An 18,463-nucleotide genomic window follows, 5' to 3' on the forward strand; every position below is an offset into this window, starting at 1 on the left:
AGATTTTTTTTCTTTTCTTGTTGTTATTTGATAAAAAAGTTATTTTAAAGAAATGGATCAAAAACCGGCCGTAGTACCTGTCAAAGTGCAAAAGAAAAAACAGTCGGTTTTGCCGGCAGGAGGGTTTGGAGCTGTTTTTTTTTGGGTTTCATTAAGTGTTTTTTTAGCTGCTACGGCGGTATACTTTTATAGCCAATACATTTCACTGGAAAAGACCATTCGAGTACTAAAAGAGGAGGATGAACTTCTCAAACAAGAAAACCAAAAGCAACGGGCGGTTGTTGATCAACTCCAAGCCGAATTGTCCCAGACAGGAAGCCTATTGAAAAGCCAAGAAGAGCTTCTTGAGAAAACCACTCAATCACTCAAAGCAGTCGAATCCAAAAAAATGGAGGAAGCAAATGGTTCGACTAAAGAAAATTCTTCTTTAACCAAAGAACTTGAAAATAAGTTAAAAGCGGCGCTTTCTGAAGAAATACAAAAAGGGGAATCAACAGTGATGCTGCAAAAAAATGGAGTGGTTGTCCGATTCGCTAAGAGTGCCTTATTTGCTTATGGAGGCATAAAGTTAAGTACACAAGGAAAAGTGCTTTTGTCAAAATTCCTCTCTGTAACAAAGCCTTTTTTGGTTAAAACTCAGGAATCAAAAATAGAAGTTTGTTCTTTTACGGATAATGATCCGCCTGCTCAGGAAGTACAAGATATCTATCCTACTAATTGGGAAATTTCAGCCATTCGTTCAGCTGCTGTTATCAGGGCATTAATCCAGATTGGGCAACTGCCTGAAGGTATGTTTTCTCTTGCTGCTGGAGGAGAAACCAATCCAATAGCTGATAACGGTTTGTTAGAGGGAAAGGAAAAAAATAGAAGGGTTGAAATTACTGTCTATCCAGCATCCCCTAATGCGGATTTTCGCGCTACTGTAAATCCTTCCTTGATTAATTTAGAAAAAACTAAGCAGTTGCAGCCTCACGATTAGACTGAGGATCATATAAGAAGAGGCGAAAATCTAAGCAAACGGATAGATAATGGATGATGATAAGGAACGAAACCTAGGAATTAATAAAAGGAAGAATAAATTTTTAATCGAGCTTCTTTTGCTTTCCTTCTTCTTCGATTGCAAGGTTTTTCGAAGGCTTTTCTTAATCTTGCTTCTCGAAGTGTACCTTCTCTATCAAGCTTTCTTTTTAGTCGTCGTAAAGCTTTGTCGATAGATTCTCCTTTTTTTACTTTTACTTCAGTCATATTTTCCTTTCGGTAATTAACACATTAACGCAAATGAAAACATATTCAACATTCAGATTCTTATATTAGAGTCTAAGAAAATAGGATTTACTAAATGACAGATAAAAAAGAAAAAGCAAGTTTTTTTTATGATAAATTTGGTGGATTTAGATCTTAAACAATGAGTTATTATCCGTGCTGGTGAGTTGGGTTGGGCTCTGGAAGGCAGAAGCGAACACATCTCATTCTATTTGGGCATGATCGTACGTTTATATAGCCCTTAAAGTATGGGCCTATATATGGAATGAACATTCAAAGGAATTTAACTTTCTTCCCTTTTTAATTACAAAGATTTGCTAGAAACAAAATGAAGGAGCGTCAAATATGAGGCGTCCTAAGCCTTTCTCATCTAGACATTTTCAGAGTGGTGAGGGAATACAACAAGAAAATTTTAACCGCTTTTTTTTTAGCATTCTTTGTTAGGAATTAAGGCAAGGGCCCCTTGAACTTTTCCCTTTCTTAGCCGTTCAAGGGCTTCATTGGCTTCATTTAAAGGGAAGACTTCGACATGGGTTTGAATCTTAAAGTTGGATGCGATTTTAAAAAATTCTTCACCATCTTGTCTTGTGAGGTTTGCCACAGAAACTATTTGGCGTTCTCCCCATAAAATTTTGTATGGAAAAGATGGAATATCAGTCATATAGATCCCTGCGCAGACTACCTTTCCCCCTTTTTCTACGGCTTGAAGGGCTTGTGGAATTAAGGATCCAACAGGAGCAAAAATAATGGCACCTTCTAGTGGAACGGGCGGAGAAGAAGTGGAATCACCAGCCCATACGGCTCCCAGAGAAAGAGCGAATTGTTGACTGTCTTTATCTCCAGGCCTTGAAAAAGAATAAACGGCTTTAGCTTGATAATTAGCGATCTGAATAAGGATATGGGCTGCAGCGCCAAATCCATAAAAACCAATACGTTCAGAACCTGCTAAATGTCTATAGGAGCGAAAACCAATTAAACCGGCGCAAAGCAAAGGAGCTGCTTCTTTGTCAGTATAAAGAGTTGGTATTGGATAGCAGAACCTCTCGTCTGCTTTCATCCATTCGGCATAGCCACCATCAAGCGTATAGCCAGTAAATTCGGGATGATCACAAAGATTTTCTTTTCCAGAGAGGCAAAACTTGCATTGCCCGCATGTCTTGCCTAACCAAGGAACACCAACTCTTTGTCCTATAGAAAACCTTTTGGCTCCGGCTCCCAACTTCCTGACGATGCCAACAACTTCATGTCCTGGAACTAGGTTTGGTTTTGGATTTGGCAACTCTCCATCCACTACGTGTAAGTCTGTCCGGCAAATCCCGCAAACAAGGACCTCCAAGAGTATTTCTCCAGGACCTGGATCGGGTATGGGAATATCTTTTAAGATCAAAGGAGCTTGTGGTTTTTCTAAGACCATTGCTTTCATCGAATTTTGCGGGAAACCCCTGCGTTCAGGCCAGGGAGGGATAGCGCGGCGGCGTGAGCCGCCCCTGTTCCCGCATCTCCTTTCTCCAATGCTATCTTGGTTCACGAATATCCATAAGGGAATAGAGAGGCGGGTTCACTCTGCCCCCCTTCCCAGGGTGTACGTCCCAACCAGCTTTTGCCAGTGACGGAGCCTGGCTGGCGTTCCTGACTCGCTTCCCTTGGGAAAGAGCGCAACCGGCTACCCGCATGCATAGGAGAAGGGGACCTTCGGCGCTTTGCCTTTCTCCTGCATGACCCCCTCCTTCCAGGGGCCGGGACTGAAGAAGTACCCCGGAATGGATCTTGTATAGCTTATCATTTACGTAGTTACTTCTTTGCATCGATCTGCTCCGTAATTATCCTGATCAACCCGACTTGTAATTACCTACAAGCCCCTCCCATTAAGGGAGGGATAGTTGACTTTTACAATCAGCTTAATAAGCTACTCTTTAATCAATTTCTTTAGCTTATCAACTTCTTTCGATTGCTGATCTTTTCCTAGCAGCCTTTTTTATCATCTTTTTCTTCTCTTTTTTTGATGATTAAAAGAGGTAGGAAAGGAAAGGGTCCCTTTATATGACACTCAAATATTACGGCTAGTTAGCTGGTACTACGCCATGTATCGGCGGATGACTTCCGCTGATACGGTCCCAGCCGTTCTCACATAAAGGCTTGCGTCCATAGATGTTCCCGGCGATATCCAATATTCTTGAGCTTCAGGAACCGTTTTCGATAGCCCCGCGGGATATATAACCCTTGAGCAGTCTTACGATCGTTGAAAGAGCCCAACGAGGCATGGCCGATACGAAGCAATGCACATGGTCGACGCCCATTTCCAAAGCTGGCAGCCGAAAGGCGAATTGTCGACAGCATTCGGCGAGGAGAGCCTTACAGACCGCGTTCACCTCGCCGGATAGGATTCAGCGACAGTATTTTGGTTTCCATAGGAAGGGATAGGCGAGCTAATAATGTGTCCATCTCGTTTTTTCGGTTTACAATGGATCAGTTATAACGCGAAGATACCAACTATGGAACTGGTCCGTCTCCTATCCTTGAAGCGTATCTCCAAAAGAGAGGCTTCCCATCATTCGGCAAGGCCAGATAGTGGCGGCCAAGATCTGTATGGCCTGCCGAGACAGGCATTTCAAGGCTCGCTAGACGAATGAGACATGGCCTGGAGATAGAGAATCCCAAAAATCCACCGCCGCAGGTCGCTACGGCTGGCATGCTCAAAGCGCACAGCAGGTCGTTTACGTCTTCAAGTAGCTGTAGAAGCAACTGGCAGGAGCCGCCGCGCAGGCCGCAAGACCATCCGCTATCCATATAAGGACAGGCGCTATTTTCCCCAGATGTGGGCAGCCTAAGCAATGGGATGAGAGGAAGAGCGGAGGGTTCTCCCTATAAGACGAAGAGGTTCGTCTCTGATATTGCCACGTCCAGCTTGGCTCTCAGGCAAATCCGCTTGCCTGATCTTCAGGAATTGTTTGCCCAACGAATGGCACCTATCCCTGGTCGAATCGACTGTCGATTCGGACTCGCAATCAGTCATGGAACGGCATGCGACGGTGGATTTCATCCAGATACACCAGATCACCGTAGTCTCTAACAACGGGAATGCCTCGGTTGTTTCCGAGAGATGCCTGCGCTACAAAAGCATTCGGAATGTCGTGAAATTCTGCCTGTATCATGGAATTCAGTCCCTATTCGCTGGCAATTCTGATGGCGTTAGCCGCGGCGCCTGCAGAGGCGATCACAACCAGCGGATGAGCCAGTGGGAATCTGGCAAGGTGATAGACTATTTGATACAGAAGAGAGAGGAAACCTGCATGGAGTGCTTCACTGGTGACAAGCGATGCAGGTCTGGCCGGTGTCAAGAATGCGGCCATGGTCATAAGCCTAATGGATGGAATGGGCGATACCCGGAATGTGGCTTTCAGGGCACCGGGATGTAGTCGGTGGTGTCAACAGGCATCCGTTAGCTTTCGGTCAGGTGGTGTCGTACCCAACGCGCATCATGTATCTGCTACCCAGCCCTCTGCCAGGACTGGTCGCCGGGGTAAATAATCGGCAGGCGGGAAGCAGGTGTAGCCTGGACATGGACCAAAGTTGTCTAGCTGCAGCACAGCCTCAAGCACCATCGGTTCCTCGGCGGGTTCCCCATGAGGATGCCCACAAGCCGTGCATACTAGCTAGAAACTCATCCGCTTTAGTGGGTGTTACTATTTGGTCTTGTAGAAGTATAAAGTTTGTTGAAATTCTCCCTCCTTTTAGAGGCCGACTCCCATGACTCCAAAAGACAGAAAAGTATGATTATTTTGAGGCAATGCGCTGTTAAAAAAAGAGTTTAAAAATGCGTTGACCCTCCTCTTCATTTTGCTTATAAGGGTCAAGTTGAATGATTTTTCCCGCACGTTCTCAAGGGGTCCACTATTTTTATTTTATTGAAAAACCCGCTCGACCTTTTCTTTACTTAAGAAACTCAAAGTTTTATGTCTGTGGTTGGTTTTTTGATGCTGAGGGGAAAGCAGCCAAACAAATTAAGGTGCAAAGCAAAAAAGATGTGTTTTTTTGTCACCCCATGGAAAGGACCGATATCCAAAAAAAATATGCCTCGGCTGATCTTTCGGTGGATCCAATGTGTGGTTTTGAACGGTTTTGTGATCTTAGTAGAGGTATTAAGTTTGTTCAAATCTTTGCACTCCTTTCTTCGGGCTCATGGATAGAGTTGAGTCGACACCTTGTCGTCGTGTTCAAGTCCAAACATTGGAGGAAGAAAAGAATCGAAAAAAAAATTGAAGTTTTTTCTGCCTTCCCTAAACCTGAAACTCCCTCTTTAAGTCCAATCACTCAAAATACCCAATGGCTTAAACATTCACTATTGTTTTTTTTGAACAATCCTAAGACAACTCTTAAATTCCCTGTTTTTTCAAACCCTCTTTTGAGTATTGTCATATCCACCAGGAATAGAGCCGAATTACTCTATCAATGCTTTCAATCCATTCTGGCATATGTAGGATTGCCTTACGAATTGATCGTTGCTGATAATGCTTCAACAGATGAGACGCCCCTGCTCCTGGCCAAAACCGAAGGCATCAAAACCTTTAGGAATGATACTGATCTGGAGTATTTGCTTAGCGTTAATAAAGCCGCGTTGCTGGCTAAAGCCCCATACCTTCTCCTATTGAACAATGATATTATTCTTAGCCCACAAAGTGTAGACCAAATGATAAGAACTATGGAATCTTATCCGCGCTGTGCTGCTGTGGGCTGTAAGCTTGTTAGGCCAGATGGGACTCTACAGGAAGCAGGGTCTATTGTTTGGGCTGATGGGAGTGCCCTTGCCTACGGAAGGAATGATCCAGATCCAATGAGGTCTGAGTATAACTTTGTACGAGAGGTGGATTATTGTTCAGCGGCTTGTCTGCTAGTGCGTAGAGAATTATGGGAAAAACTTGGCGGCTATGATCCACAGTATGCTCCCGCCTATTATGAAGATAGTGATCTTTGTATGAGTCTTTGGGCCATGGGTTATAAAGTTCTGTACCAGCCGGCAGCCTTGGTTTTTCATTATGAATTTGGAAGCCGTCCACTTGAAACTATCAAAGCCATGATGGAAAAAAACCGGTGGAAATTCTTAGAAAAATGGAAGCAACAATTGCAATTGATGCACAGAGATGATGGTGATGTGTTGAAAGCCCGAGACAAGCGACATCAATCCGTCTATTTAGCAGAGAAGGAGAAAAAAAGTAGCTGTTTTAAAGGCAGGATATTAGTTCTGGATGATTGTGTTCCTCATTTCATGATGGGAAAAGGCTTTCCTAGGGCAATTACAATATTGCAGCTTCTCGATCAGTTAGGATATTTTGTGACCTTTTATCCCATGCTCTCCCAAGAGTATTCTAAGAAACATTTGGAAATGACTTTTATGGAAAAAATTGAGCTGATGATTGGATGGAGCTCAGAACGACTTGAAGATTTTTTGCAGGAAAGAAAGGATTATTACGATTTTATTTTTGTGAGTCGTATCCACAACTTTGTGCCTGTGGCTAAGCTTATTAAAAAAAGACCTGATTTATTTAGCAACACCAGAGTTATCTACGATGCCGAAGCGATCTTTGCAAGAAGAGAAATTTTGAAGAAAAGCCTTGAAGGTTTTGCACTGAAGGAAAACGAAAAAAAAGAATTAATCGATAAAGAGCTTCTAATAGCCCAATATGCTCACAGGGTTGTTGCGGTCTCCAAAGAAGAAGCTCAATATTTTCAGCAAAAGGGTTTTGATGTGCATATTCTTGGCCATTCGATTCATTGCAAGCCTACTGAGGGTAGCTTTGAACAAAGATCGGGCTTTCTTTTTGTTGGGTATATGGGCGAGGAAAGTCCTAATACCGATGGCTTATCATGGTTTTCCCACTATGTGCTTCCGCATTTAAAAAAGAAAATCCCCTCTAGCTTTGAGGTGCTAGCTATAGGTCAGGTTTCAGAAGAGTTTGTAGAACAACTTAGCCCTTTGGGAATAAAGTTCTTGGGCCTTGTGGAAGATCTTCAACCCTTCTTTGAAAAATGCAGAGTTTTTATTGCTCCAACCCGTTATGCAGCTGGAATTCCAATGAAAGTGCATGAAGCAGCTTCCTATGGCTTGCCGGTTGTGGCAAGCCAGCTTTTAGCTAAGCAACTCGCATGGATCCCAGGAGAAGAATTGCTTGCTGCTGATTCTCCAGAAGATTTTGCTGTCTGTTGTGAAAAACTTTATCAAGATGCATTCTTATGGAAAAAGATAAGAGAGAGCGCGCTCAACAAGGTCAAAATTGATTGTGATCCTAAACGGTTCGAAGAAAATCTTCTATCCTTATTTGTATTTCCTAGGAATCAATAAAGCATGTGAGATAGGTTGCTATTAGCGTTGCTGTTGGGACGATTCCTATCAAGCGAAACCAAAATGCTAGCCACATCTTGGAGTAAGATGTTGAAGATGCTTTGGATGAAAAAAAAATTCTTCCCGCTTAGAGACTAGCCAGCATGGTCTTGTCCGGGGAGTTATATTAGGAGGTCGAGGAAAGGTGATATTGGTAAAATGCCTGCAAGAAACTCCATCGCGTATATATCGTAGCTTTAGAGGAATTTTTTCGAAGACAAGCCATCAGTCTCTTATCCAACTTGAGGAATATGCCATAATGAGCAGCATCAGTTCGGTTGTGACACTCTCAACCCTCTGAACGGGTGATCTTCTTGTTAATATGCACGGCTTGTGGGAAGTCCCCGTGGAGAACCCGCCGGCGAACCGGCGGTGTTTGAGGCCGTGCTTTAGCTAGACAACTTTGGCCCGTGTCCAGGCTACACCTGCTTTCTGGCTGCCAGTTGTTCATCCCGGCGGCCCGCCCTCACAGAGGGCTGGGTCGCAAATATGTGATACTCGTTGGGTACGGCACCACCTGCCCGAAGGCTAGCTGATCTTCCGCGTGCGCCGTGGAAAGGGTGCATCGCCCAGTGGGGTGGCAGTGAACCCCATCCGGCAACTATTGCTCCAGCCGGAAGCGCTTGGGGCGGCTACTGGCGGCAACGCTGGTGGTCGAAGCCCCTGGGAAAAGGCTCGGAAAGCGGGTCAGCGAGCAAGCAGGCCGTAATGCGAATGAACGCTGAACAAAGCCTCGAAAAGGGCAATGCGGACGCCGAGCTGGTGCCAAATAGGCGAAGGCCGATGTTTCCCCGGGAAGGAGAGCAATGGAGGCACTGGGGAAAGCCGCCGGGGTATTGGGCGACGGCATGCTTGCAAAGGGAGATGCATCAACACGGGAGACCCATCCGGTTGGGATCCTGGCGGAGCCAGGCGGACCGACCGCTGCCCTGCGAGGGACGGAGCGGAATCAGGTGGGAATCGGATAGGTCCATAGTACCTGGGAAGTCGGAGAAAGGCCGATGGAGGGAAGGGACCTTAGTTCAAGGGAAACGCCCGAAAGAGCGAGAGCAGGGAGATTGGCAGTGAGTCTAGAACCTCCCGAGAGTGTTTGGAAGCTCCAGATGGCGTTGCAGGAGAAAGCGAAGGCAAATCTGACCTATCGCTTCTATACTCTCTACGACAAGCTCTACCGCAAGGACGTGCTCGAACACGCCTGGGTAGTCTGCCGGAAGAACGGCGGAGCGGCCGGAGTGGATGGGCAGAGGTTTGAGCGGATCGAGGAAGAGGGTGTGGATGGCTGGTTGGATCGACTGGCGGAGGAACTCCGCAACAAGACCTATATGCCGGAAGCGGTTCGGCGGGTATGGATTCCCAACCCGACGGAAAGCAGAGGCCCTTAGGGGTACCGACGATCCGGGATCGGGTGGCACAGATGGCAGCGGTCCTTGTGCTGGCACCGATCTTCGAGGTCGATTTACCGGAAGAACAGTATGCCTACCGAGAAGGGCGAAGCGCCCTGGACGCGGTAAAGCAGGTGCATGCCCTCCTAAGGAAGGGCTATACTGAGGTGATCGACGCCGACCTCTGCGGCTACTTCGATAGCATTCCCCATGATCCACTTCTTAAGAGCCTGGCCCGACGGATCTCCGACGGGACGATGCTCGCTCTGTTGAAGGCATGGTTGGAGATGGCCGTCGAAGAAGAAGACGAGGATGGGAGGAAGCAGCGGCGGACCCAGGCCAAGGATAGCGGGCGGGGGACCCCGCAAGGAGCCCCCCTCTCTCCACTCCTGGCCAACCTCTATATGAGGCGGTTTATTTTGGACTGGAAGCGGCAAGGCTGGGAAGCAAAGTAAAAGGCGCGAATCGTTTCGTAAGCCGACGACTAGGTGATTCTCTGCCGCCGCTCCGCCCAGGAAGCAAGAAAATCAATGGAACAGATCATGACGCGGATCGGGCTTAGGGTAAACTCGGAAAAGACCCGGATCTGCCGAGTGCCGGAGCAGAGATTCGACTTTCTCGGCTAGACCTTTGGTCTCTGCTACCAGCCCATCACGGGACGTAGCTATCTGGGAACTCGGCTCTCCAAGAAACGGGTGTTACGGCTTCTCCTCAGCGTGAGCGAGGCGACTTGCTGGAGTACCCAAGGAAAGGAAAGCGCCGAGAGGGTCTCGTTCCTCAACTGTCGGCTGCAAGGATGGGCGAACTACTTCTGGCTTGGATCGGTAAGCCGATCCTATCGGGCGGTGGACCGCCACGTGAGGGATCGGCTCCGCCGGTGGCTCTGTCGAAAGCATAAAATCTCTAGGCAGGGAAGGACTCGTTTCCCGAATCAATATCACTTGGAGAAACTGGCTCTTATCTCGCTGGTGGACTTTGCGCGGAGCCTGCCGTGGGCGTAATCCTGCCCCACTCTTGTCCGAAAGCCGGATGCGGGAAACCCGCTCATCCGATTTGACGAGCGGGGAGTGGAATCGGACGGTAGGGAGAAATACTCAGGCACTGTCATACCGAAAGGGGCAGCCCCCGCTATGGCCCTCCTACGTCGCACCGCGCCACTCCTCGACTCTACAAAATTGCGTCATAAGTGATAGCAACAGAACGAAATAGATTTTTCGTTCTGCCTACATTGCCCACTTGGGCGGAGAAGCGAAGAGGGAAAGCAGATCGAGCTTTTGAAGCAGGGCATTCAACTCAGGGGGAATCTGAGAGAAGAGCCCAATCAGCGGTTGTCCTTTTAGAGAGAGTTTGACCAAGCGGATCGTCTGAAGACGCCGAAGCACCTTGGGCACCTCTTCGGTAAAGCCCTTAGCCGCCCATTCGGCTCCGAGCAGCGCACTTATCCAGAAGGCCAGGAAGCAGATCCTTACATGGTTGCGGACCCGGTCCGGTCGCCAGTGATAGACGGGAAGGACTTCCAGGTAGCTCTTGAGCTCCGAGAAGGCGGCTTCGACCACAGCTAGCTGCTTATAGTGGGTGAGCACCGCCTGGCCCGAAGCCTTGGTCGCCGGGAGATTGGTCTCCAAGAGATACCAACCGTCGGTCGCCTCTTCTTCCTTGACCCGCTCCTGATCCAGTTTCCACCAGAACCGGCCGCTTGCGTCGACGCCGTACTGGAAGTATTTGTGCGCTTGAAGCCTCTGCAGCGCTCGGCCAACCCGGCTGCCGAGATTCACGGGATTCACCTCTCGGCGTGTCGCCTTCGTGATCTGGAGGAGCACCTCTTCTGCTTGGGCAATGCGGCTTTGCCGCCGTTCGCGGTCCCGCTGAGCCCGCCATTCTCCTCCCGCAATGACATAGCGCACTCCCTCCTGTTCAATCTCCAGTACCCGCGTCCGGTCCGTTAGCCAAAGCTGCCGATCTTCTGGCAGACGACTGAGAATCTCCAGAAGCTTGGCCCGAGTCGACCGGGTCACGTACTCCAGCTCCATGCCAGTCAGGATCTCCAAGTTCCAACAACTCCTCATCCCCCCGTCGAAGACGAAGGTCGCCTCTTGGATCCCAAACCTCCGTCTGAGCGTGACCAAGAGCCCCGTCAAGGTCGTGCGGTCCGCCCGATTCCCTCTCAGCACTTCCACATGGAACGGAATCCCCCGACCATCCGTAGCCACCGCCAGAAGAACTTGTCGCCGATCCTGCCGGTGATCCCGACTATAGCCATATTGCGCTAGTCCCTCAGGGCCCTCCCCTTCGAAGTAAACACTCGAAAGATCATAGAGCACCAGGCTCGCCCCCTGCGGCTGACTTCCTTGGTAAAGCTTCTTCTCAATCCCACTCCAACAGCCGTTCAACTCATCCATCGCCCGGTAGAGCTCGTCTTCCTCCAGATCCTTCTCTTCGAGCCCACAAGCCTTGGCCAGAAGAGTCCCCCGCGCTTCCTCCCGAAGGGCCAGCTTCGAGGAAGGAAAGAGAATCCGGCCAAAGATCATTGCCTTCAAAAGCCTTCGTTTCCGCTCCGAGCCAATACTGGCAAAGACTTCATCGAGGCCAAAGCGACCCCAGGCTTCTTCGAGAACGGCCAATCCTCCATAATCAAGTGCCTCCTGGGCTTCGAGCCCCTCTACAGGGACAAGACGCTTCTTTTGCAAGGCCGCCGCTAGCACTTCCCGAGCTTCTTCTGGCAACCGGGTCACGTTGGCGATCCGGCGTGCCTTCACCTGCTTCCCCACCCGGTGGGACTCTCGGACAATATAGGATCGATAGATCTTCCCTTTGTGGCGTGTGCGGACCTCCTGCAAATACACGTCTACCTAACTAACAAGTCCTTACTACGATGCCAACAATATAATGAAAATAAAAAATATTATTTAGTCCTACACGAATATATATAAGTCATTGATACATCAACAAAATGGTCAAAAACTTGCGGAAGATGGGCTAGTGTTATGCGCCAGCTTGGACGGCTCAAGCCTGAATTGGGCCTCCTTGTCAGGGATGAAGGTCCTTCCTCTGAAAGTCAGCAAACCACTGTACCAGCCGTCTTCTCTGTTTTCCTTTTCCTCTGCTTAGGATAGAGGATCTCGACGTTCGTGCCCGGCAGACATGCCATCAGAGCGGCAAAAAGTCAGGAAACGAACACCCTTGCAAGCCTTACATTCACTTCCCGCAATCGATAAGGTCTAGTCCCACCTCTCCTCAGTGGCATCCTTTCGCGTTTTCCCAAAAGAAAATTTCGATTGGCTATATGCAAAATCTGGTTGGGAACGTATGGCCTCCGGGACTAAAACCCTGATAATCCTTGCTTGTTATTTGTTGGTAGGTGAAAACGGTGAGGACCGTGTTCAGAATGCTTCTGGTAGGAATGAGATGGAGTCCAGTTTATTGAACCATGATCTGTGCCATCACCTTTCAAAGCATGTCTGTAGAGTTTTTTGGTGAAGGGCAGATACAGACTCCGAGCGGTCATTCGTTGCCAATGGTCGCATGACAGCATCCTGAATAAAGGTAGACATCGCGCAACCGTCCTAGATGATCTTCGAGTCCTTGACAGACCATAGAAAAAACGCGCGGTGAATGTGGCCATGTGCTTCGTAGATCCGTTCCCTGACAGGGTCGTGGATCTTGTCGTGACCTTCCATCTTCTTCAACCAGTCCCGTTCGCCCCAAATGCACCAGGCTAGAGCTTGGCGCGTGTCTTTCAGGTAACGCCGAAGGAGATCGGCACGGACGTATAATAAGCTGTGTTGATTTCCCTTACAACCGTCCCCGGCCTCACGATATAGAGTCCCGGCTTTGCCCATTGTATCGTAGAAATCGATCTCGCGATTCTTGCTCGCTAGGCCAGCGCACTGGATCAACTTGGGCGCGGGGAGATAGAAATCTGAAAAATCATTAATCGACGAAGGATATGATTCCCAGCCGAAATGAATGTACGGAATCTCTACGCGGATGCCTGGGACGTGGCGCTTCGGAATCGAGCCTAATGGAATGTCCGTCTCTATTGCTTCGTCAGACGTCGATCCAGTCTTGACGGTGTCGGGCGCAGTCTTCTCTTTCAGAAACATAGGCACGTGTCGGTCGAACGCCTCCGCGATTTGTGGACGGTACCGGCCGTTCCGCTGGTATAGCTGCCGCGCATAGTTTTGACGGCGACCAGCCTCCCCCGCGTAGAGATAATATTCAGTTGCTCCTTTGGGGATTGCGTTACTCCCGGGGTACTCCACCGCAAGAAACTTCGCTCTAAAGCTGGCCACATCTCTTTGTGCAACGAAGACTCCGCGCAAGGAGGCAAAGAGCTCTCGATCATGACTCTCGTCAACACCGTAGATAAACCCTTGCACAAGCACCCAATCACCGGGGTGTCCGTTGATCTCAGGAACCACGAGCAGTGGACGCCAGTTCGGTATGAAACTGCTCTCGACCCAGGATTCGGTGGCAACACCCGGGTCGCCAAACAGATCAGGGATTGGAGGCGTCCAGCCGGGCGGTCGCTTCGGAAAACTTGGATCAATTGAGCAATCTGGCGTTCTCTCTCCGATGCTCCAATCCGGCAACTTTCTTGCAGCTTCTCGCTCGCCCCACATCTCGAAATAGGCAATCCACGAGTACTTCTTTCCGTACCGATCCACCTTCTCCTGGTCGCGTGCATTCCATGACGCATCGTAGATCTCCATATCGGCTTCTTTGAACCGATCTGCTCGGTACCCCAAGTCGAAAATGCGTCGCTCGATCTTCGCAAGAACCTGGACATAATCTGTGTTCTTACAGTCGTAGTTCTCCCGATTGGAAATCAAGCGTCCTATCGTATAGTTGCCAAAATCCATACGAATGGCTTGACCAATAGCTTCTTTCACAGCTGGATCAGGCGTGCCGTCACTTGCAAATGGTGAAGGTGTGTTCGGAAACGGCGGCGCAAGATATCGGCTAGCGGCTTTGGGTAGCGCAACGACACCCGCGCGCTGGGCGATCTGAATGATACCAAGCGCGTAGTCCCTCATCAGAGTGTGGTGGGTTGCGTAGCGCGCACCAGGTCCGAACATCTCTTCGTACAGGGTGTTCGCAAAATCCCCGAGTAAGGGTCGAAACGTCGGTGCCTCTTCCGAGTCCACCAAAGACAACGTCGTCCCGTACGCAGCCGCTAACATGCGTTCCGGCACATAGGGATCATTGAATCCGAGGCTCGTCACGACGTGGGTGAACAGCTCTTTGGGAAACTTTTCGCCGATCAACACAAGCGCCTTTGTGGCTAGGTCGCGGTCGCGGCGAACGACCGTTGTAAGGACTAGGGAAAGCAATGGAACGACCTCCGTCACAGAGCACTCCGTCATTTTTACCGCGTCGAGCTTCTCTACCCAGGTCAGTAACCGGTGAATGGTGGGCGATGTGTGCCGTCTCCGAAGGTATTCAGACCACTTAAGATCGCGTTCCGCCATCGGGTAGCGCGCCAGGAAATCATATAGATGCCGGGCGCTGCACGGATGCTTTGGCTTGATCGAGACGGCTGCCAAGGCATCAACCATTCGTTCCCAGACCAGCGACCCAGCGTTCAAATATTTATTGATGAGAGCCTGCGTACCCTGGGTGAAAGACTTAGAGGCGCGCCAAAAGACACCTTCGATGAATGGGTCGCGGTAGGCATCCAAATCCTGAGCGCGCTTAGGTAAGACAAAGAACAGTTCTCGCTGCTCAGGCGGCAATCGCTCCCCCGCACGCTCCGGAAATTCGGTAATCAGCGCTTGCGCCAAGTTCGGTTTTGCGTACACTCGCTGGTATCCTTTGGGCATTTGGAAAATCCGCGCGAGCGGGGATTTGGCAGTGAAGCTTCGCTTGATTGTTGCAACCGAAGAAACATCGAGATGCGTCTTCAGCAAATACCGTGCGATCAAGTGGTCGCTGAATCGTTGGTAGGGAAGACGGAAGACAACCCGGAATTTATGCCTGGAGTTGGTTGAATACCAGACGGCATCCTCTTCGATGAGGCCGTTTGTCCGTAGCTCGTCAAGAAGCTGGCGCCGCCGTGACGGTTCCAATTTCTGGTAGTTGGCTGCGATGATGCGATCTGCCTGCAATCGGCTAACATAGTCCCGCAGATTCTCTGCCATGCACGGCGCGAAGCCGGAGAGCTTCCTGTCGCGGATTTGATCGCTTCCCTTTAGTAGTTCCCAGCACCCATTGGGCCTCAGACCATATTTCTTCTCAATCGGCTTGCCAACGCGCTTGACGAATGACTCGAGGACATAAGTCATTCCCTTTTGACCCGAGGCGATACCTGTAAACCCCTGTTCCAACTTCTTTCCTGTAAGGTCTTGGAATGATTGGCAGATCAGCTTCAGTGTGAGCGGCCGTGAGAATTCTTTGTCCAGCAGCGGTACTTCGGGCAAAGGCAAGTTGTAGTATTGAAAGAAGGCCGCCTGAGCATCGAATTCTTGATCTTCGAATCCGTCGTGACGGATCACATGAAATTTCTCGAGGTTTTTTTTCTTGAGGGCGATGGACTCAAACGGCGTTCGGCACGAGACGATTAGCCCAATGTTCGGTCGGTCTGCAACGAGTGCTTGAAAAGTGGCAACCGCTTTTCTCCACTCATGACGATGGCCTTCGTTTACTCCGTCAAGGATGACAACCGCCCGCTCATCACTCTCGCTTGCCAATTCTTCAAGTAGGTCGAATATCTTCGCTACCTTGAGGCGTGCATCAAGTCGTTTGCAGATTTCCGCAACAACGCTGCCTTGAAAGTTTTTGGCCAGAACAAAAAGGGTGGATTGGCCGCGATCGAGCCGATCTTGCGTGACATCGCACAGCAGATGCGTCTTACCCGTGCCCCATTCACCAATTACCAGGAGCTGCGGATCAAGCAGAACTTTGAACGCTGGACTCTGGATGTATTCCTTCTCCTTATGCACAATGGCCAGACATTGGCGGATGGAGATCAAGTTGTTGCGAACAGTGTTATGCACAGAGGAGTAGCCGCTCTCTCTGTCGGCCGGCAACAGCTTCGTCTCCTCGGCACGCCAGCGCTTCATATCCGCCATTAAGTCGACTTCAATGTCGGAGAGGAGCTTCGACCACTCTTCCGCCGCCCCTGTGTCACGCGCGCGCAGGCGATACATCAACAGTGGCAAGAACGCGCGAGCATTCTCCACTCGTATCTGAATTGCGTCGGGCTTCTGACTGTAGTATTTGGCGCGACGCCAAGCCTTGGAAAATTCATCCAGCATCGACTGAAATCTAGCAAGAGCAGCCTCTCCACAGGCGAGGTTCTGGATCGCAGTGAAGAGTGAGTGAATCCGGATATTTGGTGCATTAGTATCCATTCCTGGCGTGTATCTCTGCCCGGCTTGACGGATTTGCTCTTTGCTGAGATCAGTCAGTGCTGCACAGAATGATTGGTGAGTGGGACACATAGTCAAATTATAGGGACAGTCAAGCTCACGCGTCGGACCGATTCCTCTGCGTTGCGATGAAGCTCAAACGCGAGCAATGGGCGCATAGTATCTTTCCGATCCTCAATATAACCACTTAATAGTATATAGTGTTGTCATCAAAACGCAATCCACTCGACCAACCAACCTTAATGACCTCTTCCTCTTCCAAGCCATCGTTTACGCACTCAACGTTCGATTGACGTGGCTAAACGTCCTATCTAATTCGCTTATGCAAAATATGCTAGAGGATTGGAAGTGCTCTGTCCAACTAGGGTTTGCACGCGACCGGCATTTCTCCCACTACGTTTTCATAAGCTTTGACCAACCTCAGAATGCAAATAGTTTTTCGATTTTCCAGGATGAGCCAGTCGTCAGTCACCACTCGTTGAGTCGCGAAAAAGGAAGGCCAGGCCCCATTCTTCCCGAGCCGTCAGCATCTCAACGCGCTGACGAGGGAGGTTTCGTCAATCCTGACGGAACGTCGTGCTTTTCCTAACCAGCTCCTTTGAGTGATTCGGAAATCAGATGCGTTTGGCCTTCGCGCTTGATTTGAGCCGCCAATACTCGTCATCGATCGACTGAAACGAATAGTCGGGCAATAGTCTATTTACCTCTTCGAGCAGGCTCTTTCTTTGAACACTCTTTTTTTCTGAGTTCAATTCGTTTTTCTTTGCCAGAACTCAAAGACCCTAGTGCCAATGCGTTGAATGTTTCTCCATTCAGCAACGTGACTTTGGCGTTTTGTCCTTTGACCGTGACGGTGCAATTTTCCGACCGCATTTCTTTGGCTTTTTGGTAGCGGGGGGAACCATTCCATTCAAGTCACTCGCCACAGCAGTTCGTCAAGACCTTTGATGCTTTTGTTCTGCTAGTTTCCATTCCGCCAGCGCGGCTATAGCGTCCGGGTCTGCCTCACAATACTCGTGCGATTTCAGTCAGAATGTGGCTCACACTTCCACAGGATCTTAGAATTTGACCCTGTTGTACATTTTGGAGCAGTGGTGCCAATTAGAGAGGCCGCGCAGAACCGCCGCACTAATGCCTCCGACACTCCTGACGCCTTCGATGCGGGACGTAACTCTCTCCTGTATGCGTCTAGATCATTGTACCTCATTGAAAACTCTTCGCAATATCCATCCATATCGTTGCCATCCAACCGATCTGTTCAGAAAACAGAATCTGATTCTCTTTTCGATTCCTCTTCGAGCCATTTCCTCAGATCTCGCTTTGCCATAAATTTTTTCCGGGCCGTTGGTTGGCTTATCGCATGACTGCTTGTGAACGCTCCTTCATTTCATTAAGCACCCGCTCTTTGGTTGTGCCATACTCAAGGGGCAAGAACCCATCCGCTCTCATGAGGCAGATGATTGCGCGAGAGAGATTAAAACATTCGCCTTTTACATGCGCGAATTGGTCTCGCACAGATTCTAATTCCATTCGTTCGATGTCGTTCATGCAAAAACTAGTTAGACACTGCAATTATCATGTCGGACCGCAGGCGGTTAGAGCAAACGCTCTGGGCGGCAGCCGCCACTGACCTGCTGGAAGCCAGAGCCGCTGAATCGGCCTGCCTGCTTGAAGTGGGAAAAACCAGGCTTTTCGCCTTACCGGATGCGACGGACGTACGCCTGGAGGGCGAAATTGAGACTCTTGAGTGTTATCTGGACAGATTGAGCATTGATCAAGGAGAGGAGCGCACTGTGGAAGCGAAGATCGGTGAGACAATCGGCACTGCTCGGTCAAACCGATGCTTTGCTTTTCCACTTTCTCCGCTTGCCTGCACTCCTCAAGTGTTAGGCTCCAGAGGAAGCGACCACCCCAAGCAAGTCTGAAAAAGTTCATCCCGTACGGTTTTGGAAGGATAGTACTAGTAGGTAACCTAGCGCTCAACGGGGCCTAGAAAGGGAAGACCAGCGTGTGAGGCAATCCTCATGAGGCAACGCTGGATAGTGGCCATTTAGTGCAATGACAGGTCCAGT

11 protein-coding genes and 1 pseudogene are annotated in these 18,463 nt (G+C 49.4%); 5 read left to right on the forward strand and 7 right to left on the reverse strand.

Going from position 1 to position 18,463, the window contains the following annotated elements; all coding sequences use genetic code 11:
- The first annotated feature begins 52 nt into the window (after window positions 1-52).
- A complete protein-coding gene (locus QOL44_RS03265; protein WP_009060066.1) occupies window positions 53-979 on the forward strand; it encodes an OmpA/MotB family protein in 927 nt (308 codons plus the stop codon).
- Between the two features lie 80 nt (window positions 980-1,059).
- Here the strand turns inward: QOL44_RS03265 and rpsU are convergent, their stop codons facing one another.
- The 4 genes from rpsU to QOL44_RS11235 form a co-directional block, all read right to left on the reverse strand.
- Window positions 1,060-1,245: a 30S ribosomal protein S21 gene (gene rpsU, locus QOL44_RS03270; RefSeq protein WP_009060067.1), complete on the reverse strand. Its 186-nt coding sequence runs from the start codon at window positions 1,243-1,245 to the stop codon at window positions 1,060-1,062.
- Between the two features lie 445 nt (window positions 1,246-1,690).
- Window positions 1,691-2,686: a zinc-dependent alcohol dehydrogenase family protein gene (locus QOL44_RS03275; protein ID WP_009060068.1), complete on the reverse strand. Its 996-nt coding sequence runs from the start codon at window positions 2,684-2,686 to the stop codon at window positions 1,691-1,693.
- A 91-nt stretch (window positions 2,687-2,777) separates the two neighbouring features.
- Window positions 2,778-3,068: a hypothetical protein gene (locus QOL44_RS03280; RefSeq protein WP_045086701.1), complete on the reverse strand. Its 291-nt coding sequence runs from the start codon at window positions 3,066-3,068 to the stop codon at window positions 2,778-2,780.
- A gap of 375 nt (window positions 3,069-3,443) precedes the next feature.
- Window positions 3,444-3,632 (reverse strand): transposase, encoded by a 189-nt coding sequence (locus QOL44_RS11235; RefSeq protein ID WP_166791432.1) that lies wholly within the window; start codon window positions 3,630-3,632, stop codon window positions 3,444-3,446.
- A 467-nt stretch (window positions 3,633-4,099) separates the two neighbouring features.
- Between QOL44_RS11235 and QOL44_RS03285 the strand changes: the two genes are divergently transcribed.
- Entirely contained in the window at window positions 4,100-4,333 is a 234-nt protein-coding gene (locus tag QOL44_RS03285) for a hypothetical protein (RefSeq protein WP_134372616.1), read from the forward strand.
- Window positions 4,334-4,427: 94 nt separating this feature from the next.
- Here the strand turns inward: QOL44_RS03285 and QOL44_RS03290 are convergent, their stop codons facing one another.
- On the reverse strand, window positions 4,428-4,601 hold the full coding sequence (locus QOL44_RS03290; RefSeq protein WP_283401203.1) for a hypothetical protein: 174 nt from the start codon (window positions 4,599-4,601) through the stop codon (window positions 4,428-4,430).
- Between the two features lie 521 nt (window positions 4,602-5,122).
- On the opposite strand from QOL44_RS03290, the gene QOL44_RS03295 reads away from it, so the two are divergent.
- Both QOL44_RS03295 and ltrA read left to right on the forward strand, forming a co-directional pair.
- Window positions 5,123-7,600 (forward strand): glycosyltransferase, encoded by a 2,478-nt coding sequence (locus QOL44_RS03295; protein WP_009060075.1) that lies wholly within the window; start codon window positions 5,123-5,125, stop codon window positions 7,598-7,600.
- 1,103 nt (window positions 7,601-8,703) lie between these two features.
- Window positions 8,704-10,022 (forward strand): annotated as a pseudogene (gene ltrA, locus QOL44_RS11240) (group II intron reverse transcriptase/maturase).
- A 222-nt stretch (window positions 10,023-10,244) separates the two neighbouring features.
- Here the strand turns inward: ltrA and QOL44_RS03310 are convergent.
- The gene (locus QOL44_RS03310) at window positions 10,245-11,864 is read right to left on the reverse strand and encodes an IS1634 family transposase (protein ID WP_045086697.1); all 1,620 of its coding nucleotides are present in this window, start codon (window positions 11,862-11,864) and stop codon (window positions 10,245-10,247) included.
- Window positions 11,865-12,584: 720 nt separating this feature from the next.
- Complete coding sequence (locus QOL44_RS03315) at window positions 12,585-16,373, reverse strand: NACHT domain-containing protein (RefSeq protein ID WP_208526845.1); 3,789 nt, start codon at window positions 16,371-16,373, stop codon at window positions 12,585-12,587.
- A 1,595-nt stretch (window positions 16,374-17,968) separates the two neighbouring features.
- Here QOL44_RS03315 and QOL44_RS03320 point away from each other — a divergent pair.
- Window positions 17,969-18,316, forward strand: coding sequence for a hypothetical protein (locus tag QOL44_RS03320; RefSeq protein ID WP_009060801.1), 348 nt, complete (start codon window positions 17,969-17,971; stop codon window positions 18,314-18,316).
- Window positions 18,317-18,463: the final 147 nt, after the last annotated feature.

Source organism: Candidatus Methylacidiphilum fumarolicum (assembly GCF_949774925.1).
GTDB lineage: Bacteria > Verrucomicrobiota > Verrucomicrobiia > Methylacidiphilales > Methylacidiphilaceae > Methylacidiphilum > Methylacidiphilum fumarolicum.